The sequence below is a fragment of the Streptomyces sp. SN-593 genome (genome assembly GCF_016756395.1).
Lineage (GTDB): Bacteria > Actinomycetota > Actinomycetes > Streptomycetales > Streptomycetaceae > Actinacidiphila > Actinacidiphila reveromycinica.
Genome location: NZ_AP018365.1, coordinates 8,121,853 through 8,143,183, shown reverse-complemented (window position 1 = coordinate 8,143,183; position 21,331 = coordinate 8,121,853). Strand labels below are relative to the sequence as shown.

Sequence of the window (21,331 nt, the reverse complement as noted above, 5' to 3'; positions counted from 1 at the left end):
GGAGAACGATCGCATGCCCTCGCAGCCGCCCGGCCCCGGAGGCGAACGCCCCGCCCGGCGCCGGTCGCCGCTCCTGGCGATGCTCGGGATGCTGCCGTCCCAGAGCCTCCCGCTGGTCGGCCTGCTGCTGTTCGCACTGGTCGGGGCGGCCCTCGCGCCGGTGGCCCTGACGATCGCCAACGGCCGCCTGGTCGACGTGGTGTCGGGCGCCGCCGTCCACGGCCAGGCCGCCGCGCTGCGGCATGTCACCATGCTGGGCGTCCTCATCGCGCTCGGGTTCCTGCTCCAGCAGCTACTGGTCCCGGTCGCCCAGCAGGCGGCCGACGCCCTCGGGCGGCGGCTCACCCGGCAGTTGCGGGACCGTGTCATGGCCGCCTCGCTCGGCCCCGCCGGCGTCGGCCACCTGGAGGACACCGACACGCTCGACCTGGTGACGGGCGCGCAGGGGGTCGGCACCGCCGGCTTCACCCCGCGCGACGCCCTGATCGCGACCGCCAACATCGGGGTGGCCCGCCTCCAGGCGGTGGCCTGCGCGGCCCTGATCGCCGTCTTCCACTGGTGGCTCGCCCTGGCCCTGCTGGCCGGCTTCGGCATCCTGACCACCGGGGTCGTCGCGGACTACCGGAGGGGACATCAGGCGCTGATGGGCACCCCGGCGAGGCTGCGCCGCCCGTCGTACGTCCGCGACTTCGCACGGGAGCCGGAGGCGGCCAAGGAGATCCGGGTCTTCGGCCTGCGCGACTGGCTCGACCTGCGCTTCCACCAGGAGTGGCGGATCGCGATGGCGGGCCTGTGGCGCAGCCGCCGGGACGGCCGCCTCCTGATGCCCCTGCTGAGCGCCGGGGTGATGGCCATGCAGCTCTGGGGCTTCACCGTGCTGGGGCTCGCCGCATCCCACGGCGACCTGAGCGCGGGGCGCTTCACCGCGTACGCGGGTGCTCTGCTCGGGCTCAGCGCCGTCATGGGCGTCAGCCCGGACAACGTCAAGATCGACCAGGGGGCCGCCGCGATCCCGCTGGTCCGCGCGCTCGAACGCGCCCTGCCGTCCGGCGGCCCCGATGCCACGGCCCCCGCCCCCGTCGGCGGCCCCGCCCCGACCGTCCGGTTCGAGGCGGTCTCCTTCCGCTACCCCGGACGCGCCGAACCGGTCTTCAGCGGCTTCGACCTGGACATCGAGGCCGGCCGGTCGCTGGCCGTCGTGGGCGTCAACGGCGCGGGGAAGAGCACCCTGGTGAAGCTGCTGTCCGGCATGTACCGGCCGCAGTCCGGCCGCATCCTGATCGACGGCGTCCCGCTGGCGGAGTCCGGGACCGGCCGGTGGCAGCGCCGGATCGGCGCGGTCTTCCAGGACTTCGTCCACTACGAGCTGAGCGCCGCGGACAACGTGGGGCTCGGAGCCGTCGAGCACCTCGGCGACCTCGACGGCCTGCGGCTCTGCGCGGACCGGGCCGGGGCCACGGAGCTGATCGACCGGCTGGACCAGGGCTGGCAGAGCATGCTGTCCAGCAAGTTCCCGGGCGGCCGCGACCTGTCCGGCGGCGAGTGGCAGCGGCTCGCGCTGGCCCGCGCGCTGTTCGCGGTCCGGCACGGCGCCCGGCTGCTGATCCTCGACGAACCGGCCTCCGCGCTCGACGTACGCGCCGAAGCGGAGCTCAACGACCGGTTCCTCTCGCTCACCGAGGGAGTGACCTCCGTGCTCATCTCGCACCGCTTCTCCACCACCCGCCGGGCCGACCGCATCGTCGTCCTCGAACACGGCACGGTCCTGGAGAGCGGCAGCCACGACGAACTCGTGGCCGCGGACGGGGCCTACGCCCGGATGTTCCGCATCCAGGCCGACCGGTTCACCGGCCCGCGCGCCGGAGGTGGGGCGCGTGGTTGAGTCGCTGCGCGGTCTCGCCGCCGCCTTCGCCCTGTCCTTCCGCGCCGACCGGGCCCGCGCCCTCCCCTTCACCATCCTGTTCAGCCTGCGCCCGCTGACCCTGGTGGCCTCCGCCTACGGGCTCAAGCTGACCGTCCAGGCCATCCAGGCCCACCACCTCGGCTCGACCATCCGGCTGGCCGCCGTCATCGCGCTGATCAACGCGCTCGGCTTCGCGGCCGGCTCGGTGGCGATCCGGCTGGCGGTGCCCCTCATCGAGCAGACCGCCCACCTGGTCGACCGGGAACTGGTGCGGCTGTCGACCACCTCGATCGAGCCCGCCGAACGCTCCGGCTGGCTCGACGAACTCGACCTGCTGGCCGCCGAACGGATGCACCTGGCCGAGGGCTGCGACGTCACCTCGCTGCTCATCGGTGCCGTGCTGCGGGCGGTCGCCACCGGAGTCGCGCTCGCCTTCGTCAACCCCTTCCTGCTGCTCCTGCCGCTGCTCGCCTGGCCCTCGCTGGCAGCCGGTTCCCGGATGGAACGGCTCCGTCAACGGGCGCTGACCGAGACGGCCGCCGACCAGCGGCACGCGCGTTTCCTGTTCGAACAGGCCACCAACGCCGGCCCGGCGAAGGAACTGCGGATCTACGGCCTGCGCGCGGAGTTCCGCAGCCGCCACCTGCGCCACCTGCTCGCGGCCGACGCGCGACTGGACCGGGCCGGCCTGCTGGGCACGGCGTACGTCGCCGGCGGCTGGCTGGTCTTCGCCATCGGCTATGCCGGAGCCGTGATCCTCGTCGCGCGCCAGGCCGTCACCGGCGGGATCGGCCTCGGCGACGTCGTCCTGACGCTGACCCTGGTGGCCAGCGTCAGCCAGCAGATGGCGCAGACCGTCCGCTTCGGCAACGCGGTCGACAACAGCAAGGAGGCCGGGACCCGGCTGCTCCGGCTGCGGGCCCGGGCACAGGCGGCCGAGGCCGCGTGGACCGGCACCCTGCCGGCGCCGCGGCGGCTCACCCGGGGCATCGAGCTGCGCGGCCTCGGCTACCGGTACGCCGGCGCGGACCACGACGCGCTCGCCGACGCCGACGTGTTCCTGCCGGCCGGCAGCGTGGTCGGCGTGGTGGGCGACAACGGGGCCGGCAAGAGCACCCTGGTCCGGTTGCTGGCGGGCCTGGCCACTCCCACCCAGGGCAGCATCCTCATCGACGGCACCGACCTGCGCGACCTCGACCTCGCAGGGTGGCGCTCCCGGATCACGGCCGGCTTCCAGGACTTCGCGAAGCCGCAGTTCCTGCTGCGCGAGACCGTCGGCATCGGCGACCTTCCCCGGATCGACGACACCCTCGCCGTCACCGCGGCCCTGCGCGCCGCCGACGCCGAGACGCTGCCGGACTCCGTCGGCGGGGGGCTGGACACCCCGCTCGGGCGCAGCTTCGACGACGGGACCGACCTGTCCGGCGGGCAGTGGCAGAAGCTCGCCGTCGCCCGCGCCATGATGCACGACGACCCGCTGCTGCTCCTGCTCGACGAACCGACGGCGGCCATCGACCCGGCCGCCGAGCAGGTCCTCCTCGACCGGTACGCCGCCGCGGCGCGCGCCATCGGCAAGGCCACCGGCGCGGTCACCCTGCTCGTCTCGCACCGGCTCGGCAGCATGCGCGACACGGACCTGATCCTGGTGGTGCGCGGGGGCCGGATCGCCGAGACCGGTACCCACCATGAACTCCTCGCGCTCGACGGCTCGTACGCACAGCTCCACGCACTGCAACGTCAGGCGTACCGGTGAGCGGCGCACCCGGTGGCCGGGTCCCGCGACCTGATGCCCCGGCCGCGTCCGCGGATCACGGGGTACCCGTCCGAAAGGAACCCGCCCGATGCGTAGCGCCCGGCTGCACACCCTGCCCTTCCACCCGCCGGCCACCCCCCTGCAGCGGCGGCTGTGGCTGACCACGCAGTACGCCCGCGACACTCCCGCCTACAACCTCGCCTACGCCTGGCGGATCGACGGGCCGTTCGATCCGGCGGCCTTCCACGCCGGGCTGACCGCCATGACCGACCGCCACGAGGCGCTGCGCACCACGTTCACCCTGCGGGAGGGCGAGCTGCTGCGCGTCATCCACCCCGAGCTCCCGCCGGGCTTCGACCTCATCGACGACGTTGCCGGGTCCGACGTGGCGGAACTGGCCCGACAGGAGGCGACCACACGGTTCGACCTCGGCCGTGGTCCGCTGGTGCGCTGCCGGGTCCTGCGGCATGCCGCGCAGCGGCACACCGTGCTCCTGACCACGCACCACGTCATCGTGGACGGCCGGGGCATGAGCATCGTCCGGGAGGAACTCGCCGCCTGCTACGAGGCGTTCCTCCAGCAGCGACCCGACCCGCTGCCCCCGGTCCACCGGCAGTTCTCCGACTTCGCCGCGTGGCAGCAGGAGGGGCTCGACACCGGGCGGTTCGACCACCAGATCGCGTACTGGAAGCAGCGGCTGGCGGGCATCACCGGCCCCGCCCCGCTGCCCTTCCTCAAACCGCGTCCCGCGGTCCGCAGTTCGGAGGGCCGATGGGTGGACATCTTCTGTGACGCCTCGGTCACCGGGGCCGCCCGCGGGCTCGCCGTCGCGGCGCGCACCAGCTTGTCCACGGTCCTGATCGCCGCGGCCGCCCGGTGGCTGGCCGAGGAGACCGGTCTCGGGGAGGCAGTGATCGGGATGTCGACGGCCGGCCGGTCACTGCCCGAGTTCGACCGCCTGGTGGGGCTGAGCACCAACACCCTGCCGCTGCGCATCCCGGTGGAATCCGGGGCCACCGCCCGGCTGATCGACGAGACCCGATCGGTCATGCTCGCCGCGATCGAGAACCAGGACGTGCCGTTCCCGCTGCTGATGCAGGAGATCGGGCTGCCCCGCAACCTGCCGGTCAACCCGCTCACCCAGGTGCTGGTCGCCCTGCGCGACGGCCTCGGCCGGCCGCTGCGGCTGGCCGGCGCCGAGGTCACGGTGCTCCCGGCAGCCGCCCTGTCCAGCAGCAACGACCTGACCGTCGAACTCGATCCGCAGCCCGACGGGACGATCCGCGGCGGGGTGCAGTACGCGCCGGACCTGATCGACCCGGCGGAGGCGGCGCGGCTGGCGGCGGGGCTGGGAGGCATGCTGGAACGCCTGTCGCGGGAACCGTGGCCGACCAGGGCGGTCGCCCCCGGCGGGACGCCGGAGCCGAGCGGGTCCCAGGAGCCCGGGCCGGTCGCCACCGCCGCTCCGGCCGCTGCTCCGCCCTCTGCTCCGGCCGGTGTCGCTTCCGTGCCGGTCGCGGCGGACGTCCGTCCTCCGGCGGGCGATCCCGCGGTCCGTCAGCACGCCCGCCGGTTGTGGCGGCTGCTGCTCGACGCCGAGGCGCCGGCCGACGGCGACGATTTCTTCGCCACGGGGGGCGACTCGCTGCTCGCCGCCGAACTCATGCTGCTGCTCGGCGAGAAGCTGGACTGCTCGCTGCCGCTCGACCTGCCGGTGGGCTCCCCCACCTTCGGGGGGCTGGTCGCCGCGGTGACCGAGCACCGGGCCGGGGAGGGGCGGTGACCGCGGCCGAGCCGGCGCTCGTGGTCAAGTACGGGGGCGCGGCTATGAAAGGCGGTCGGCTGTCCGCCGCCGCCGTGCGTGCCCTGAGCGTGCTGGTCGGCGGCTGCCGGCGGCTGGTCCTCGTCCACGGCGGTGGTCGGGAGGTGACCGAGGAGGCCGCCCGGCGCGGGCTGACCCCGCGCTTCGTCGACGGCCTGCGGGTCACCGACGCCGACATGATGGACGTCGTCCGCATGGTGCTCGTCGACCGGATCAACAAGGACCTGGTCGGTCAGCTCCGAAGCGTCGGGATACCGGCGATCGGCCTGTCCGGCGAGGACGGCGGGATGATGACGGCGCGCACGCTGCGCGTCGACGGCGTCGCCAGGTTCGGCCGGGTGGGCGAGGTCGACGCCGTGGACACGAAGGTGCTGACCACGGCGTGCGAGAAGGGCCTGGTACCGGTGGTCGCCAGCGTCGCTCCCGACGCCGACGGACTGCCCCACAACCTCAACGCCGACACGGCCGCCGCCGCGCTGGCCGCGGCCCTGTCGGCCGACCAACTGGTGTACGTCAGCGATGTGGAGGGGCTGATGGCCGACCCGGCCGACCCGTCGTCGGTCATCGCCCGCATGAGCGGCGACGACCTCGCGGCGCTGCTGAGCGCCCGGCCGCCGCTGGGCGGCATGCTGCCGAAGCTGTCCGGGGCCCTCACCGCGCTGCGGTCGGGGGTGCCCGTCGTCCGGCTGGTCGGCGACCAGGCGCTGCTCGGCGCGTGCACCGCCGACACCGGCCGCGGGACCACCCTGCACCTGTGACGGGCGACCCGCTCAGGCGAGGTCGCGGACGTAGAGGAGGGAGCCGCGGGACGGGCTGAGCCGGGCCGCCCAGGAGGCCGGGACGTCGGTCCGCTCCACCCGCCGGAAGGCGAAGCGCTCGAACCACCCGTCCCGGCGGATCGTCGCGGTGTAGAGCCGCCGCGCGCCGCCCGCCCTGGCGTGTTCGACACTGCCGGCCAACAACTGCGCGCCTATGCCCCGGTGTTGGAACTCCTCGTCGACACAGAAGCTGTACAGCACCGCGGCTGTCAACTGGTCGGCCAACTGCTGCACCCCCGCGCAGGCGACCAGGCGCTCGTCGTGCTCGGCCACCAGGAAGTCGGCCACGCGCTCGCCGAAGACGGCCGGATGCCGGTGGCGCAGGAAGCCGGCCCGCATGAACGGAAGCGCCAGCAGGTGGAGGCGTCCCGCGTCGGCGGGTACCGCTGCGCGTATCCGGGCCACGTCCCAGTCGGACGGCGGGAAGATGTCAGTCATGGCGTTCCCAGGCTCAGGCGATCGGCGAAGATCGCCCGCCGAACGCGCCAACAGTGGTGCGGCGGTCCTCGACATCATCCCGCAACCGGATCGTTCCAAACCCGGGGACGGCGGAATCCGGACGGCACCCGGGCGGCGTCCCACGCAACGGAGTTCTCGCCGAAACCCTGGTCCGTGCGGGTCGGCGGCCGCCGGCGGTTCGACCCCTCCAACCGCTCAGCTCGGTGGCGTCGGCCACGGCCGGGGCGTCCTCACCCCGTGCCGGCGACATCGTCGTACACGCATCCGGCGAAGATCCTGTCGATGAGTTCCATGGTGGGTTCCGGGAGGAGCACCCCGGCTGCGGACGCCGTCTCAGCGAGCTGCTGCGGGGTGGAGGCGCCGACCAGTGCCGAAGTGACTCCGGACCGGTTGAGCACCCACGACACCGCGAGCCGGGCAGGCGTCATGCCCTCGCGCCGGGCGAGCCGGGCGAAGAGCTGCACCCGCTCCAGGAGCGGCTCCGCCATGAGGTGGTCCATCAGGCGGCTCCCGGTGGGGTCCGCGGCCCTGGAATCCGCCGGGGGCGGTTCGCCGGGCGCGTACTTGCCGGTCAACAGGCCCTGGGCGAGCGGCCAGAAGGCCACCGTGCCGATGCCGAGGTCCTGACACAGCGGCAGAACGGCCTGCTCCGGGACCCGCCACAGGATGTTGTACTGCGGTTGACTGGCCACCGGAGGCCGGACACCCATCTCGGTCGCCACCGCACAGGCCGCGGTGATCTGGTGCGCCGTCCACTCGCTGAATCCGTAGTGGGCGATCTTGCCTTCCTGGAGGAGTTCCCCGAAAGCCGCGACGGTCTCCGCCAGGGGGGTGCCGTCATCGAACCGGTGGGCGCTGAGCAGGTCGACCTGTTCGGTGCGAAGAGCCCGCAGGCTGCGCTCGACACCTGCTCTGACGGCTGCGCGCGACAGCCCCGCCACCGCGCCTCCGGGCTCGTAGTAGACCTTGGTGGACAGCACGTAGGCCTCTCGCGGCACACCCCTCAGGGCGATGCCCAGTGCCTCCTCCGCGTCACCGTACGAGCCGGCGGTGTCGAACAACGTGATGCCGAGGTCGAGCGCGGCGCCCACGAGCCGGGCGGCGCCGCGCCGCCCGTCCCGCGACAGGGGGCGCCAGGTTCCGAGGCCGACCTCGCTGACGACCGGGCCGCCGGCTCCGAGGGTACGATGGCGCATCGTCTCACTCCCCCACGGGCCGCCGTCCGAGGCGCAGCCCCAGTGCTCGATGTCGTAGGCGCAGATGTCACGGTGAGTCTAGGGGAAGTCATCCACCGTCAGGGCTGATCGAGTGGATGACCGTCGGCGGACCGCTCGGGGTGCGCGCCATCGGCCACAGGCCGGCTCCTCACGCTCCCGGATCCGCTGAAAGCACTCCGGTGGCGTCCCGCTCCCCCACACGGCGGTCCCCACCGGCGGTGAGCGCGCTCGCGCGCCCGTCGAAGACCGCCGTGCGACGCTACCGGCCCGAGGGGACAGGCCCGTCGAGAGCGGCACCGTCCGCGTGACGTGGATCACTCGGACGCCGCCGCATTGTCGCCGATCGACTCGCAACCTCAAGGGGCCTCGCACGTCTGTCGGGATGCAGGCGCCTCCAGCGCCGGGCCGCCGCACACGGAACCGCCTGTGCCGGACGGCCAGCCCCACCGACACGTACCGAGATTCGAGGACTGACATGTCAGCACGTCACGCCACCACCCGCCGCAGTCGGTTCCGGACCGTCCTGGGCGTCTCCGCCGCGGGCACTGCGCTGGTCATCGGCGGTGCCGCGGCCGCCAACGCCGCGTCGGCCACCTCCGCGCAGCCCGTCCCGTCCAAGTCCGCCCAGCCCGTCCCGTCCACCTCCGCCCAGCCGGTCCCCTCCACCTCCGCCCAGCCCATCCCCTCCACCTCCGCCCAGCCCATCCCCTCCACCTCCGCCCAGTCGGTCGGCTGATCCCGGGCCGCTCCGGCGGCCCGGCAGACATGGAGGCCGCCCGCCCCGCAAAGCCCCGGGGCGGGCGGTCCGGGTACCAAGACGTCCAGGAAACGTGTGACGACAGTGACGATCCCAGCCACCGCCCCTTCGGCCTTCCGGCCGCCGGGGGCCGTTCCCGGTCCGCTGCGCGGTCTGGTCCGCGGTCCCGCGGACCTGACGCGCCGTGTGCGGGCCCGGCTCGCGCTGCGCTCGCGGGCCGGCCACGCGGCCACAGGAGGAGCGGACGACGGCGCGGGCCCCGGCACCGCGACCGCGACCGTCGACGACGGCAGACCCGGGTTCCACGAGCTCTACCGGCATCGCCGCCTGGGGCTGGTCCGGTTGGCCCTGCTCCTGGTGGACGACCTGCCGACGGCGGAGGACGTCGTACAGGACGCCTTCGCGGCCCTCCTGCGCAGACACGGCAGGCGGCTGACCGGTCTCGACGACGCCGAGGCGTACCTGCGCACCAGCGTGGTCAACACCGCCCGCTCGGTGCTGCGCCGACGGCGTACCGTCCGCGCCCACATCCCCGAGCGGGAAGGCCACGCCCCGTCGGCCGACCGGGACGTGCTGCTCGCCGAGACCCACCAGGAGGTGATCGACGCGCTGCGGCACCTGACCCGCCGGCAGCGCGATGTCCTGGTCCTGCGCTACTGGTCGGACCTCACCGAGGCCCAGATCGCCGACTGCCTCCGGATCTCCCGTGGGACGGTCAAGTCAACCGCCAGCCGGGCGCTCGACGCTCTGGGCAGACAACTGGAGGGCCCCCGATGACCACGAGGAGCCGGAAATGAGCCGCGGGCGGACCGGCCACGAGCCGGTCGAAGCGCGGCTGCGCGACGCGCTGGAGGCCCGGGCCTACTCCGTCGGCCCCAACGACCTGAGGCCCGCCGCCCCGCCCACCGTCCCCGTCCGGTCCCGCGTCCGGGTCCGGCTCCGCCGGACCGTCGTCGGGCTGGCCGGGCTGGCCGCGGCCGCCGCATGCGTGGTGGTCGTCCTCGCCCCCTGGCATCCGACCACCCCGGCCCCGCCTGGCGGAACACCGGCGACCTCGCCGCGCCCGTCCCCCACCTCGTCCTCCTCCCCGACCCCCACGTCGTCCCCCTCGCCGCTCCGGTCGGCGTCCGCGCCGTGACCGGGTCCGCTGCGGTCGAAGGCGGCGAGCGGCGCTCCGTCGCCGTGACGACCCGTCGCCGGCCGCGATGGTCCTCACCTTCCTGGCCACCACCCGGCTCCCCCTCCAACAGGCATCGTCCTGGGCGCCGTCCTCTCCCTCCTGCTGTACTGCGCCCAGGCCGCGCGGCGGGCCGAGCTGGTCGCCCTGCGCCGTATCCCGGACCATGGCGGTGGCCCCGGACGGTGGGAGACCCCCGCCCCGCCGACCGGCCGTCCCCGCCTGCGACCAGCGGATCAGGGCTGGGACGGCCATGGGCGGCCGAGATGCGTCACGATGGCCTCCATGACCGACGGACTCGCGTGGCTTGCCGCTCCCCAGTCGATCGCCTTCGGAGGCTACGGCGTGGTGTTCGCCCGGGGTCTGGACGCCGAAGAGCTGGTGTCCCGGCTGACGGCCTCGGTGTCGGGGCCGGCACGCACAGCGCGTGCACTGGGCCGCCTCACCGGCGGGGACCTGATCGACGTCGTGGAGCAGGGACCCTGGACCCCCCCGCCCTGCCATAGGTCTGCGGTACGGAGAGACCGGCGACTTCGTCTTCGTGGTCAAGTACGGGGGCTGGCAGGCGGAGTTCGGCCCACGGCCACCCCTGTCCCGGGGTGGCGCACACGTCTTCCGGCTGGAGTTCGACGAGGAGAACGGCAAGCCCGTACCGCCTCAGTTCTCCTACCGCCATGACGACCGCCTGATGTGTTCCTTCAACCTCCACCTCGACCGTTCCTGGGGATACGACGGCGTGACCGGTGATCGCGAGCCGGCAGGACGCGTCGAGGAGCTGCTGGCCGGCGCCGGCCTGCCCGACGCCACCGTGCCCAGCCGTGAGGTGCACCGCACCGCGCTACGGATCATCGAACGGTGCTTCGGCCTCTCCTTGCCGCGCGGGCGGGTTCTGGAGGCCGAACTCCCCGCCGTGCTCCTGGAGATCGTCTAGCCCGCGGACCTCCGGCCGGAGCGGGTGGTCACATCGAGGTGCGCGTGCGGAACGGGAGCGCTAGCGTGCGCGGGTGAGTCATGAACCGAAGAAGACCGCGCCCACCGCGCCCGTTCCGCTCGACGCTGAACTCCAGGTCGCCCTCGACGCCCTCCGGGGGGCGGACCCCGGCTCGGCGCGGATGAGCGCCGAGTTGCTGCCGGCGATCCGCGCGGAGGTCGCCGCCGAGGTCGCCGCGCTCGACGACCTCAGCCGTGGCGGGCGCTTCACCGTCTCCCAGCCCTCCGTACCCGGCCTGGACGGCGACCCGGAGATCCCCCTGCTGATCTGCACTCCCGCCGGGGCGCCCGCGTCGAGGCCCTTGCTCTACTCCATCCACGGCGGCGGCTTCTTCTGCAACGACCACCGCACCGGGCTCGACCAACTGCTGGAGACGGCCGAACGGTTCGGCGCCACATTGATCTCGGTCGGCTACCGGCTCGCACCCGAGCACCCCTATCCCGCCCAGGTCGACGACGCCTACGCCGGCCTGCTGTGGGCCGCCGCCCACGCGGACGAACTCGGCGTCGACCCGGACCGCGTCGTCGTCACGGGCGTCAGCGCCGGCGGCGGCCTCAGCGCCGCGCTCGCCCTGACCGTGCGGGACAAGGGCGGTCCCCGCCTGCTCGGTCAGCTCCTGATGTGCCCGATGCTCGACGACCGCAACGACAGCGCGTCGGCCGTGCAGATGGACGACGTCGACGTCTGGAACCGCAGTTACAACGGATTCGGCTGGGATTCGCTGCTCGGGGCCCTCCGGGGCGGAGCGGACGTACCGCCGTACGCCGCGCCCGCCCGCGCCACCGACCTGGCCGGCCTGCCGCCCGCGTTCCTCGACGTCGGCTCCGCCGAGTGCCTGCGCGACGAGGTCGTCGCCTTCGCCGGCCGGATCTGGCAGGCGGGCGGCTCGGCCGAACTGCACGTGTGGCCCGGCGGGTTCCACGTCTTCGACCAGGAGGTTCCCGACGCACGGATCAGCGGGGCGGCCGTCGCGGCACGCCACAATTGGCTGGAGCGACTCCTCGCCACCGGCTGACGGGCACCTCCGGCCGACCGGAGCCGCTCAGCGCAGGACGGCCGCCAGCAGGTCGCCGCCCAGCGCCGTCGGATCGGCCGGGTTGGAGGTGCAGCAGACGTAGCGCCCCTGCCGCCGGGCCGTGAGCAGGCCCGCGCGGCGCAGGACGGCGAGGTGGCGGGAGACCTCCGGGGCGAGAGTTCCCAGGCGTGGGCCGGCTCGGTGGTGGTGTGCGCGCCGCGGGCCAGGGTGCGCAGCAGCCGCGGCCCGCCGCGCCCGACCCGTCCGACCCTGTGCTCAGCGCCTAACGGGACCTCATGCGGCCTCGGCCGCGAGCGACTTGGCCCGGCGTACCTCGCGCAGCGCTCCGGACCAGGCGATCACCTGGTCGAGCATGCCGGCCACGGCGGTGTCGAGGCCCTCCTGGGGCACGAAGGCGCCGGTGTGGAACGAGGGGTGGGTCGAGATGGTGGGCTGGGCGCGCACCGTGGCCACCTGGAGTTCCGCGAGGACGAGCCGCAGCGCCTCCGCCGCCCGGGCCCCGGCGACCCACCCGCCGTAGCTGATGATCCCGGCGGCCTTGTCGTTCCACTCCCGGTAGACGTGGTCCAGGGCGTTCTTCAGTGCCCCGGGGTAGGAGTGGTTGTACTCCGGGACGAGGAACACGTAGCCGTCGAAGCTGTCGACGAGCGCGCCCCAGGCCCGGGTGTGGTCGTGCTGGTACTGCTGGAAGTTCGGGTTGCCGGGCTCGTCGAGGTTGCCGAGGCCCTGGTCGGCGAGATCGACGAGTTCGTAGTCGGCGCCGCCGTGGGCGCGGGCGGCCTCCAGCGCCCAGGCGGCGATCTGGTCGCCCCTGCGTCCGGGGCGGGTGCTTCCGAGGATGAGCGCGATACGCAGCGTCATGGTCTTCCTTCCGGGTGAGTTGATACGTCAACTCTAGATCGACAGGAGTTGAAGTGACAACTCCGCTGGTGGCGGTATCATCAACACCATGACGGAGTCTCGATCGCTGGAACCGGAGGAGTGGGAGTTCTGGGACGTCTGGATGCGCGCCCAGCGCCTGCTCACCACAGAGCTGGAACGCGGCCTGCAACGTGACTGCGACATCTCGAAGCCCGAGTTCAGCGTGCTGATGACTCTGTGGCGGGCCGGCGGCCGCGAGATGCGTGTCGGTGAGCTCTCCGAGTCGCTCGACTGGGACAAGAGCCGCGTCTCGCATCAGCTCACGCGCATGGAGAAGCGCGGCTTCGTCGAGCGCACCCGGTACGGGGCCGACGGCCGCCGCGCGGGGATCGGGCTGACCGCCGACGGCCGCCGCGCCGCCCGGAACGCCGTCCGCGTGCACGGCGGCAACATCCGCCGCCACTTCTTCGACGTGCTGACACCCGAGCAGGCGACGGTCATCCGGGCGTGGAGCGACCAGGCGGTCGGCCGCCTGGACCCCCACCCCGGCGGGAACCCCGGGGACGGCCCGTCGTAGACGATCCCCCACGCCACCCGTATCGCCGCCGTGGGTGCGACCCGACCGGACGCGCCCGCGGCGGCGAAGGCCCCGCCGATCCGCGTCAGTTGCCGCCCGCCGCGCTCAGCAGCCGGGCGGAGTACGGGTTGAGCTCGATCGGCACGTCGTCGCCGACGACCACCGTGCCGCGTCCAGCGCGGCGGTGAACCAGTCGGGAACGGGCGCGGTGGTCACTTGCTCTCCAGGCGGCCGATGGCGTCGAGGCGTGCGAACGCGGACGTCGCCGCCGACCACGCCGAGTACACCCGCCGCATGATCGCGCTCCTGCTCGCCGGACTGCGCCAGGACCCGGCGACGCGGAAGGCCGCCCCCGCCGCCCCGGCTCGCCCGGACGGCCCTCCGCCCGGGCGGGATCGAACCTGACGGCTTGGCGACCGCGCGCCCGGACGGCGGCGGACGGGGCCGGCGGCGGGCAGGGCCGGTAGCGGCGCGTCGGGGCCGGACGTGGCCGGGCCGGGCGTCAGCCGAGGGTGGCGGCGAAGGCCGACCCGGTGACCGGGGTGTGCATGGTCGCCGCCCCGAAGTTCGCCGGCGCGGTGGCGGTCAGGCCGGCCGCGGCGCCGTGCAGGACCCACACCGCACCGTTCCCCGCGTTCTCGTCCGGGTCGCCGGCGGCCGCCTGCGCGCGGTCGGTGCCGGTGGCGCCGAGGACGGCGACGGTGCCGGCGAACCGGTCGTGCGCCTCGGCGACACCCGGCATCCCGGCGGTGTCCTGGCTGAACGCCTGCGAGCCGGCGCCGGTCAGGCCCCCTGCCGCGCCCTTGAACAGCAGGAGGTCGCCGGCGTCGGTGACGCCGGAGAGGTCCTCGCCCGGGGCGCCGGCCACCACGTCCGCGTAGCCGTCACCGTTGACGTCCCCGACCGCGACGGTCGCCCCCAGCGCGTCGCCGGACTCGGCGACGCCGGGCACGCCCGCGCTGTCCTGGTTGATCCACACCGGCGGGACCGTACGGCTCTCTCCGTCGGGCCCTCCGTAGGCCACCCCGATGGCACCGCCCTTCGACGGGAGCAGCGAGTCGGTGAAGTAGCCCTCGTGGGTGTGGCCGACGACCACGTCCCCGTAGCCGTCGCCGTTGAGGTCCCCGATCGCCACGGACTGGCCCTCCAGCCAGTAGCCGGCGGCGTCCCGCAGGTTCTCCGCGTAGGCGAGGCCGCCGACGGCGTCCTCGGTGTGCGAGCCGCCGAGGAAGAGGGGTGCCTCCCCGTCGTCCGCGTCCTCCACGCCCCTGCCGATCACCACCAGGTCGCTGGTGCCGTCGCCGTTGACGTCGCCCGCGGCCAGGTCGTCCGTGGTGATCCCCGCGGTGCCCATGACGTACCAGGTCACGATGGTGCCCCGGTGGGCCGGGCGCCCGTCGGTGCCGACGCCCGACAGGACCTGGACGTCGACGCCGGTGAGGTAGGCGATGTCGGCGGTGCCGTCCCCGTCGAAGTCGCCGGCGGCGAGCGTCCGCCCCGTCTGAAGGCCGGGGACGGCGCCGGTGTCGACGGCCGTCGCGGTGGCGAGACCCGTCGGGCCGCCCCACAGCACGGTGATCATGCCGGCGTCGACCGCGGTGCCGACGTCCTCGCCGGGTGCACCCACCAGCAGGTCGGTGTAGCCGTCGCCGTTCAGGTCGACCGGCAGGACCTTGGCGCCGAAGCGGTCGCCCGCCTCCGCCCCTCCCGGCACCCCCGCGGTGTTCTGGCTGAAACTCACGTGTCTGGCGGCGTCGAGGCCGCCGGCGGCACCGTAGACCACCGAGACGTAGCCCGCGCCGGCCCCGCCGCCGACCGTGCCGCCGGGCGCCCCGACCGCGAGGTCGGCGTGGCCGTCGCCGTCGAAGTCCACCACCGGGGGCGTCCGGCCGCCGAGGGGGGCCGCGTGGGCCGCCCCACCGGGGGCGACGACGGCGCTCACCGCGGCGACCGCGGCCGCCAACACCATGGAGCGGAAACGGAGTTGCCTGGGTCCGGACATACGACTCCCCCTTCGGCGCGAGGGCCTCCGGGGCCCGGAATGCCCGCCATCCCCTCAGACATGCCACCACCGCGAACGGTTGTACGTCCCGCGCGCACGTCTCGTCAGCCGGCGGGCAAGCAGTGGGGCCCGTCCGCTGTGTTCGTGCGGACGGGCCCCTTCGGAGCGCTGGGCAGGCCTTGCACCTGCATTTCCCCACAGGAAGCGGGGTGTCTTTCCTTGGACGACCAACGCAGCGTCGTACGGGCCGAGTTGGCCCGAACTCCTCAAGATCGACTATACAGCATCCCCGCGACCCCCCGCCGCCGCCGGCCCTCTGCGAACACCCCCGCACCGCCACCCGCGACGGTTGCCCGCCGCTCCGCTCTCGTCGAGGCCCGCGGCACCGGCCTTTCCCCGGTACGGCCTGCGTTCCCCTTCGCCGGTGCACGGAAGTCGCCCTCACGCCGGCCGCCACACGTCGCAGGAGGCCGTCACCACCTCACAGGAGGCCGAGGCGCATGGCGCAGGTGACCGCTGCTGTGCGGTCGGTGACGCCCAACTTGGTGAAGGTGCGCAGCAGATGCGTCTTCACCGTGGACTCGCCGATGAACAGGCGGCCGCCGATGTCCGCGTTGGTGCAGCCGTCCGCCACCAGCCGCAGCACGGCCGTCTCCCGGTCGGACAGCCGGGGTTGCCGCCGGTCGGTGCGCAGGTGCGCGACAAGGCGGGCGGCGACGGAGGGGGCGAGGACCGTCTCGCCGCGGGCTGCGGCACGGATGGCGTCGACGAGTTCGTTGCGGGCGACGTCCTTCAACAGGTAGCCGGCCGCACCGGCTTCGACGGCGCGCAGGATGTCGCCGTCCGTCTCGTACGTGGTCAGGACGATGACCCGGCAGGGGAGGCCGGCGGCGGTGAGGCGCTCGATGGACTCGACACCGCTGCCGCCGGGCATGCGCAGGTCCATCAGCACGATGTCGGGGTGCAGCGCGGCCGCCAGTGCCTCCGCCTGCGGCCCGCTGGACGCCTCGCCGACCACCAGCAGGTCGGCCTCCGTGCCGAGCATGGCGGCAAGCCCCTGGCGTACCACGGGGTGGTCGTCGGCGAGGAGGACGCGGATCACCGCACTTCCTCCGCGGGCAGTGTCACGGACACGGTGACGCCCCGGCCCGGTGCCCCGGTCGCTTCGGCCCGGCCGCCCAACTCGGCCGCGCGGGCGCGCAGTCCGGGCAGTCCGTAACCGCTCGCAGGGGCCTCGCCGGTGTCGAGGCCGCAGCCCTCGTCGCGGACCGTCACGACCAGATCGCCGTCGCCGTAGGCCAGTCGGATCGTGACCGGGACGCGCACGCCGGCGTGCCGCAGGACGTTCGCGAGCGCTTCCTGGCAGGCGCGCAGAGCCACCACCTCGACGGCGGGTGGCAGGCGGCGCACCGTCCCGGTGACCTCGACCTCCGCCGACGCCCCGGACTGCGCGCTGTGCCGGGCGGCGATGCGGCGCAGCGCGTCGGGCAGCGAGCCCGCGGCGAGGTCGGCGGGAGCGCTGCCGGCCACCAGGGCGCGGGCCTCGGCGAGGTTCTCCCGGGCGGTGCGGGCCATCAGGTCCAGATGGCGGCGGGACTGCGCGGGATCGCGCTCGATGTCGGACTGCACCGCCTGGACGAGCATCAGCAGGCTGGTGAAGCCCTGGGCGAGGGTGTCGTGGATCTCCCGGGCGAGGCGTTCGCGTTCGGCGAGGGCGCCTCGTTCTGCCGAGAGCCGGGCCACCTCCGCGCGGCTGGCCCGGAGTTCGGCGAGCAGTTCGGCGCGCTGTGTGCTCTGCTCGATGATCCGGATGATCCAGCCGCCGACCACCATGGAGAACATCAGGGTGACCACGGCGAACACGGAGTTGGCGTAGAGGTCGTGCTCGCCGGGCCGCCACAGCAGCGCCCATCCGGCCACCGGCACGGCGTTGACCACCGCCACGGCGACCAGGGCTGTGCGCAGCCGCAGCAGCATGAAGCACTGCGGGACCACCGCGAAGGCGCCCAGGCGCACTTCACCCACCAGCGGCGCGGCCGCGAGGAAGATCACGACGACGACGGCCACGTACCGCGACGAGCGGCGGCCACCGGCCGTCCGCGCGATCATCAGCGGCCGACCTGCAGCGAGGTACCAGGGCACGAGAAGCGCGAGGAGCCCGACAGCGGCCGCCCGTACCCTCAGTCCCGGGCTCTGGGCGGCGAGCGCGAACAGTACGGTCGCGGCCCACACCACGGCGAAGTAGCAGTCCCACGGCAGGAACGTCCGCTCCCAGGCGTGGGCGCCGGATCCTTCCGTCCCGCCGTCCGCGGCGGCACCGCCGCCTTCTGTCACCGCTCGTCCCGTCCCGCCCAGCGGAAGGTCAGCAGACACAGCACCAGCCCTCCCAGGCACCACGCCCCGAGTACCAGCGCGATCCGCCCGTACTCCCAACTGCCCGCCGGCTCCAGCGCGGCGGCCGCCGGTGGCAGGAACACCCCGCGCAGTCCCTGGCAGAGCCACTTCAGCGGGAAGAACGCCCCGACGGTGAGCATCCAGCCTGGCACGGTGCCGACCAGGATGTAGACACCGGAGACGAACTCCAGGACCAGGGACGGCAGCACGACCACTGAGGTGGCGCTGCGGGCGGACTTCGGCACGCTGCTCACGGCGATGCCGAGCAGCGCGCAGCCGGCGGTGCCGAGCACGAGAACCCACCCGAGGACGAGCCAGCCGGTCGGGTCGGCGGGCAGCTCGACGCCGTAGACCACGGTGCCGAACGCCAGCAGCAACACGGTCTCCAGCGCTCCGGTGACCAGCACCAGCCAGATCTTCCCCAGGAAGTACGCGCTGGGCGGCATGGGGGTGCTGCGCAGCCTCCGCAACACGTGCTGGTCGCGCTCGACGGCGATGGACACGCCCAGCGACTGGAAGCTGGTGGACATGATCCCGGCGGCGGTCATCGACGCCACGTAGTACTGGGAGGCGGTGGCCCCGGTGCCCGGCATGTCATCGCCGAAGATCGAGGCGAGGAGGAAGAGAAGGACGATCGGGAGGGCCAAGGTGAAGACCACCTGCTCGCGTTGGCGGAAGAAGAGCCTCAGCTCCATGGCGCCGCGCAGCAGCCCCACTCGCCAGGCCCCGGGCGGCGGTTCCGTCCCGGTGGCGGCGCCGCGGCCGGCTCCGACGGTGGTCATGGCGCCCACTCCCCCGCGCCCGAGCCGGGCACCACTGGGGCCGGCCCGTCCTGCCCGTCCTGCCCGTCCTGCCCGTCCTGCCCGTCCTGCCCGACCAGTCGCAGGTACACGTCCTCCAGCGTCGGTCGGCTCACCCGCAGCCCCGGCACCTCGCCGCCGAACCGCGCGGCCAGCGCGGCGACCTCGGAGGTCGGCGTGCCGGTGACGGCCTCGCGTTCGGCGCCGTCCGGTTCCCTCCAGCGCACGACCGCCTCGCGCTCGTCCCGGCCGGCCAGGGTCGCAGGCGCGCCGACCGCGCGCACCCGTCCCGCCGAGATCACCGCAAGGCGGTCGGCCAGTCGCTCGGCCTCCTCCAGGTCGTGCGTGGTCAGCACGACGGTGGTCCCGCGGTCCGCCAGCGCGCGGACCAGGCGCTGGAAGCGGCGGCGGGCGACCGGGTCGAGGCCGGCCGTCGGCTCGTCGAGCAGCAGCAACTCGGGGTCGCCGATCACGCCGAGGGCGACGTCCAGGCGACGGCGACCGCCACCGGACAGGTGCTTGGAGCGGCTGTCGGCCTCGGCTTCGAGACCGACCAGCGCGATCACCTCGTCGGGGTCGCGCGGCCGCGGGTAGTAGCGGGCGAAGTGGCGTACGGTCTCGGCGACCGTCAACTCCTCGGCCGCGGACTCGTCCTGCCAGACGACGCCGATCCGGGCGAGCCAGTCACGGCCGGCCCGCTCCGGATCCTCGCCCAACACCGCCACCTCACCGCCGTCACGGGTGCGGTGCCCGCGCAGCAGCGCGACCGTCGTACTCTTGCCGGCTCCGTTCGGGCCGAGGATGCCGAACACCTCGCCGGACCTGATGTCCAGATCGACCCCGTCCACGGCGACGGTTTCCCGGTACCGCTTGCGGAGCGCTCGTACCCGTACCGCGTAGTGCGTCATACGGCCAGCCTCCCAGCGGTCGGGCGGAGGGAGGGTCGACCGTAAGGACCGTGCGGTGTCCCCCGTTCGGTGGACACCGCACCGAGGGCACCGCCGCGTGGGCCGGGAAGCTCGGCGGTGCGCCCGGTGACCGGAGGCCCGGGACGTCGGGGGCCGCTCGGCGGTCGGGGTGGAAGGAAAGCCGGTCGGCGTGCAACGCGGGGGGCCCTCGGCTTCGTACAAGGGGTGTGCGGCCGGCCGGAGCCGAAGCGAAGGGTGTGGATGTCCGTGAAGGGTGCTGTCGAGCGGGATGGTGGGTTCACCGAGTTCGTGGTGGGACAGCGTGCCTCGCTCGTGCGCGTCGCGGCGTTGCTGCTGGGTGGCGACCGGGCCCAGGCCGAGGACGTGGTGCAGACGGTGTTGACGCGTCTGTACCTGCGGTGGCCGAGGCTGCGCCCGGACAGCGTGGAGGCCTACGCCCGGCGCTGCGTGGTGAACGCGGTGACGGACCACCGGCGGAGCCCGTTCCGCCGGCGGGAACACGTGTCCTCGCAGGTGCCGGAGGTCGAGGCGCCCGACGCCCAGGACCGCGACCTCTCGTCGATGACGGCGCTGCTGGCCCGGCTGCCCGAGCGGATGCGGGTCGCGGTCGTGCTGCGCTGCGTCGAAGGGCTCAGCACGGCGGAGGCCGCCGCGGCGATGGGGTGCAGCGAGGGCAACGTCAAGAGCCAGACCGCCCGCGGCTTGGAGCGCCTGCGCGAGATGTTCCCGGAGCACGCCCGCGACTTCGTGTGACCGGTGAGAACCGACGAGAACCGATGAGAACCCATGCGAACCGATGACGACCGATGACGACCGCTGCGGGCCGAAGGAATGAGCCGAAGGAATGAGGAGAGAAGTCGTGCGGGACATGGCGGAGATGTTGAGCGAACTGCGGGTCGCCGACGCCTCGGGGGCGGAGCCGGTCGACCCGGCGGTCGTCGAGGCGGACCTCGCGCGCGGACGGCGGGCCCTGACCGGCCGGCGGCGCCGGTTGGCGGGCGCCGGTGTGGTGGCGGTGGCCGCCGCCGCCACCCTCGCGGTGACGGTGCCGACGGGGGGCCGGACGGCGTCCCAGGCACCGTCCAAGGCCCGGGTCACCGCGGCGGGGCCCCAGGCGTCGGTGAGCGTGGAGCTGACCTCCTACCGCGGCGCCCAGCCGGCGGGATTCGAGGTCCGCGCCGTTCCGCGGGGCTGGAGGGTGATCGCGTCCACGCCGGACGCCTTCCTGGCGGTTCCGCCCGGGACGGACACGAGCGGCGTCGCCGCCCACGGAGCAGCCGCGCAGGGGGGATTCGACCGGGCCATCGCCGTGGTGCTCGCGGGAGACGCGCGGTTCCCCGCGGGCGAGCGGCCCGAGAAGGTCGAGGTGGCGGGGCGGACCGGACAACTGGGCGCCACGCAGGACGGGAAGGCCGTCTGGCTGATGTGGTCCGACGCAGCCGGGCACCGGCTCCAGGTGCAGGTCCCCGACGAACTCCGTCTGACCAAGCAGCAGATCATCTCCTTCGCTGACGGCGTCACCGCCACCGGCAAGGAGACCGCGGGCACCGGGTGACGCCGCCGTGCCCCGAGGGGCGCCCCACCGACGCGCGCCCGTGTATAACGATGTAAATCCACGCCCCGAAGGGCCACGCGGCCTCCTGGACCGGCGTTCCCTCCGACCCTCGGGCCCTACTCGCCGCCGCGCGGGCGGACCGGATGCCACCCGCCCGCACGGTGGGTGCGAGCTGCGCACACAGCGGTGGTGACCGTCCGTCCGAACCGGCGTTCTGCACCAACTCCTGTCGAAAGGCTTGACGGTTCCTGTGTGCCGGTGGGGAAATCTGGGGCGTTAC

The 21,331-nt window shown here is 73.9% G+C and carries 21 protein-coding genes and 1 pseudogene; 13 read left to right on the top strand and 9 right to left on the bottom strand.

Features of this window, described 5'->3' with window-relative positions:
* Positions 1-13 precede the first annotated feature (13 nt).
* The 4 genes from RVR_RS34475 (at position 14) to argB (ending at position 6,236) form a co-directional block, all read left to right on the top strand.
* Positions 14-1,882 carry an ABC transporter ATP-binding protein gene (locus RVR_RS34475; RefSeq protein WP_202237847.1) on the top strand — a complete coding sequence of 623 codons (1,869 nt, stop codon included), beginning with the start codon at positions 14-16 and terminating at the stop codon, positions 1,880-1,882.
* Positions 1,875-3,656 carry an ATP-binding cassette domain-containing protein gene (locus RVR_RS34470; RefSeq protein ID WP_202237846.1) on the top strand — a complete coding sequence of 594 codons (1,782 nt, stop codon included), beginning with the start codon at positions 1,875-1,877 and terminating at the stop codon, positions 3,654-3,656. The genes RVR_RS34475 and RVR_RS34470 overlap by 8 nt, the downstream gene beginning before the upstream one ends.
* A gap of 88 nt (positions 3,657-3,744) precedes the next feature.
* The gene (locus RVR_RS34465) at positions 3,745-5,439 is read left to right on the top strand and encodes a condensation domain-containing protein (protein WP_202237845.1); all 1,695 of its coding nucleotides are present in this window, start codon (positions 3,745-3,747) and stop codon (positions 5,437-5,439) included.
* Positions 5,436-6,236 carry an acetylglutamate kinase gene (argB, locus tag RVR_RS34460; RefSeq protein ID WP_202237844.1) on the top strand — a complete coding sequence of 267 codons (801 nt, stop codon included), beginning with the start codon at positions 5,436-5,438 and terminating at the stop codon, positions 6,234-6,236. The genes RVR_RS34465 and argB overlap by 4 nt, the downstream gene beginning before the upstream one ends.
* Before the next feature lie 12 nt (positions 6,237-6,248).
* On the opposite strand, the gene RVR_RS34455 is transcribed toward argB, so the two are convergent.
* Entirely contained in the window at positions 6,249-6,734 is a 486-nt protein-coding gene (locus tag RVR_RS34455; protein WP_202237843.1) for a GNAT family N-acetyltransferase, read from the bottom strand.
* A 251-nt stretch (positions 6,735-6,985) separates the two neighbouring features.
* Entirely contained in the window at positions 6,986-7,951 is a 966-nt protein-coding gene (locus RVR_RS34450; RefSeq protein ID WP_202237842.1) for an aldo/keto reductase, read from the bottom strand.
* A 496-nt stretch (positions 7,952-8,447) separates the two neighbouring features.
* Here RVR_RS34450 and RVR_RS34445 point away from each other — a divergent pair, with 496 nt between their 5' ends.
* The 5 genes from RVR_RS34445 (at position 8,448) to RVR_RS34425 (ending at position 11,912) form a co-directional block, all read left to right on the top strand.
* Complete coding sequence (locus RVR_RS34445; protein ID WP_202237841.1) at positions 8,448-8,708, top strand: hypothetical protein; 261 nt, start codon at positions 8,448-8,450, stop codon at positions 8,706-8,708.
* 96 nt (positions 8,709-8,804) lie between these two features.
* Positions 8,805-9,506 (top strand): sigma-70 family RNA polymerase sigma factor, encoded by a 702-nt coding sequence (locus tag RVR_RS34440; protein WP_430393203.1) that lies wholly within the window; start codon positions 8,805-8,807, stop codon positions 9,504-9,506.
* 16 nt (positions 9,507-9,522) lie between these two features.
* Positions 9,523-9,867: a hypothetical protein gene (locus RVR_RS34435; RefSeq protein WP_202237840.1), complete on the top strand. Its 345-nt coding sequence runs from the start codon at positions 9,523-9,525 to the stop codon at positions 9,865-9,867.
* Positions 9,868-10,447: 580 nt separating this feature from the next.
* Complete coding sequence (locus RVR_RS34430; protein ID WP_202237839.1) at positions 10,448-10,837, top strand: hypothetical protein; 390 nt, start codon at positions 10,448-10,450, stop codon at positions 10,835-10,837.
* Between the two features lie 73 nt (positions 10,838-10,910).
* Positions 10,911-11,912: an alpha/beta hydrolase gene (locus RVR_RS34425; RefSeq protein WP_237405147.1), complete on the top strand. Its 1,002-nt coding sequence runs from the start codon at positions 10,911-10,913 to the stop codon at positions 11,910-11,912.
* A gap of 27 nt (positions 11,913-11,939) precedes the next feature.
* On the opposite strand, the pseudogene RVR_RS38225 reads toward RVR_RS34425, so the two are convergent.
* A pseudogene (locus tag RVR_RS38225) lies at positions 11,940-12,154 on the bottom strand (ArsR/SmtB family transcription factor); the annotation flags it as partial.
* A 52-nt stretch (positions 12,155-12,206) separates the two neighbouring features.
* Entirely contained in the window at positions 12,207-12,794 is a 588-nt protein-coding gene (locus RVR_RS34420; protein ID WP_202237838.1) for an NADPH-dependent FMN reductase, read from the bottom strand.
* A gap of 88 nt (positions 12,795-12,882) precedes the next feature.
* Here RVR_RS34420 and RVR_RS34415 point away from each other — a divergent pair, with 88 nt between their 5' ends.
* Positions 12,883-13,371 carry a MarR family winged helix-turn-helix transcriptional regulator gene (locus tag RVR_RS34415; RefSeq protein WP_202237837.1) on the top strand — a complete coding sequence of 163 codons (489 nt, stop codon included), beginning with the start codon at positions 12,883-12,885 and terminating at the stop codon, positions 13,369-13,371.
* 234 nt (positions 13,372-13,605) lie between these two features.
* Positions 13,606-13,776 (top strand): hypothetical protein, encoded by a 171-nt coding sequence (locus RVR_RS34410; protein ID WP_202237836.1) that lies wholly within the window; start codon positions 13,606-13,608, stop codon positions 13,774-13,776.
* Between the two features lie 97 nt (positions 13,777-13,873).
* Here RVR_RS34410 and RVR_RS34405 read toward each other — a convergent pair whose 3' ends face one another.
* From RVR_RS34405 to RVR_RS34385, 5 genes are all read right to left on the bottom strand, one after another.
* Entirely contained in the window at positions 13,874-15,373 is a 1,500-nt protein-coding gene (locus tag RVR_RS34405) for an FG-GAP and VCBS repeat-containing protein (protein WP_202237835.1), read from the bottom strand.
* Positions 15,374-15,854: 481 nt separating this feature from the next.
* Complete coding sequence (locus tag RVR_RS34400; RefSeq protein ID WP_202237834.1) at positions 15,855-16,475, bottom strand: response regulator; 621 nt, start codon at positions 16,473-16,475, stop codon at positions 15,855-15,857.
* Entirely contained in the window at positions 16,472-17,707 is a 1,236-nt protein-coding gene (locus RVR_RS34395; protein WP_202237833.1) for a sensor histidine kinase, read from the bottom strand. Before RVR_RS34395 ends, RVR_RS34400 begins: the two co-directional genes overlap by 4 nt.
* Positions 17,704-18,549: an ABC transporter permease gene (locus tag RVR_RS34390; RefSeq protein ID WP_202237832.1), complete on the bottom strand. Its 846-nt coding sequence runs from the start codon at positions 18,547-18,549 to the stop codon at positions 17,704-17,706. The genes RVR_RS34395 and RVR_RS34390 overlap by 4 nt, the downstream gene beginning before the upstream one ends.
* The gene (locus tag RVR_RS34385) at positions 18,546-19,475 is read right to left on the bottom strand and encodes an ABC transporter ATP-binding protein (protein WP_202237831.1); all 930 of its coding nucleotides are present in this window, start codon (positions 19,473-19,475) and stop codon (positions 18,546-18,548) included. Before RVR_RS34385 ends, RVR_RS34390 begins: the two co-directional genes overlap by 4 nt.
* A 267-nt stretch (positions 19,476-19,742) precedes the next feature.
* Here RVR_RS34385 and RVR_RS34380 point away from each other — a divergent pair, with 267 nt between their 5' ends.
* Together RVR_RS34380 and RVR_RS34375 are read left to right on the top strand one after the other, a co-directional pair.
* Positions 19,743-20,249 carry a SigE family RNA polymerase sigma factor gene (locus tag RVR_RS34380; protein ID WP_202237830.1) on the top strand — a complete coding sequence of 169 codons (507 nt, stop codon included), beginning with the start codon at positions 19,743-19,745 and terminating at the stop codon, positions 20,247-20,249.
* Positions 20,250-20,340: 91 nt separating this feature from the next.
* The gene (locus RVR_RS34375) at positions 20,341-21,051 is read left to right on the top strand and encodes a hypothetical protein (protein ID WP_202237829.1); all 711 of its coding nucleotides are present in this window, start codon (positions 20,341-20,343) and stop codon (positions 21,049-21,051) included.
* Positions 21,052-21,331: the final 280 nt, after the last annotated feature.

Bases quoted from the DNA above. Each gene is read 5' to 3' on its own strand.
- RVR_RS34475 (WP_202237847.1), top strand. From the start codon at position 14: ATGCCCTCGCAGCCGCCCGGCCCCGGAGGCGAACGCCCCGCCCGGCGC.
- RVR_RS34465 (WP_202237845.1), top strand. From the start codon at position 3,745: ATGCGTAGCGCCCGGCTGCACACCCTGCCCTTCCACCCGCCGGCCACC.
- RVR_RS34455 (WP_202237843.1), bottom strand. From the start codon at position 6,734: ATGACTGACATCTTCCCGCCGTCCGACTGGGACGTGGCCCGGATACGC.
- RVR_RS34450 (WP_202237842.1), bottom strand. From the start codon at position 7,951: ATGCGCCATCGTACCCTCGGAGCCGGCGGCCCGGTCGTCAGCGAGGTC.
- RVR_RS34445 (WP_202237841.1), top strand. From the start codon at position 8,448: ATGTCAGCACGTCACGCCACCACCCGCCGCAGTCGGTTCCGGACCGTC.
- RVR_RS34435 (WP_202237840.1), top strand. From the start codon at position 9,523: ATGAGCCGCGGGCGGACCGGCCACGAGCCGGTCGAAGCGCGGCTGCGC.
- RVR_RS34420 (WP_202237838.1), bottom strand. From the start codon at position 12,794: ATGACGCTGCGTATCGCGCTCATCCTCGGAAGCACCCGCCCCGGACGC.
- RVR_RS34415 (WP_202237837.1), top strand. From the start codon at position 12,883: ATGACGGAGTCTCGATCGCTGGAACCGGAGGAGTGGGAGTTCTGGGAC.
- RVR_RS34410 (WP_202237836.1), top strand. From the start codon at position 13,606: ATGGCGTCGAGGCGTGCGAACGCGGACGTCGCCGCCGACCACGCCGAG.
- RVR_RS34405 (WP_202237835.1), bottom strand. From the start codon at position 15,373: ATGTCCGGACCCAGGCAACTCCGTTTCCGCTCCATGGTGTTGGCGGCC.
- RVR_RS34390 (WP_202237832.1), bottom strand. From the start codon at position 18,549: ATGACCACCGTCGGAGCCGGCCGCGGCGCCGCCACCGGGACGGAACCG.
- RVR_RS34385 (WP_202237831.1), bottom strand. From the start codon at position 19,475: ATGACGCACTACGCGGTACGGGTACGAGCGCTCCGCAAGCGGTACCGG.
- RVR_RS34375 (WP_202237829.1), top strand. From the start codon at position 20,341: ATGAGGAGAGAAGTCGTGCGGGACATGGCGGAGATGTTGAGCGAACTG.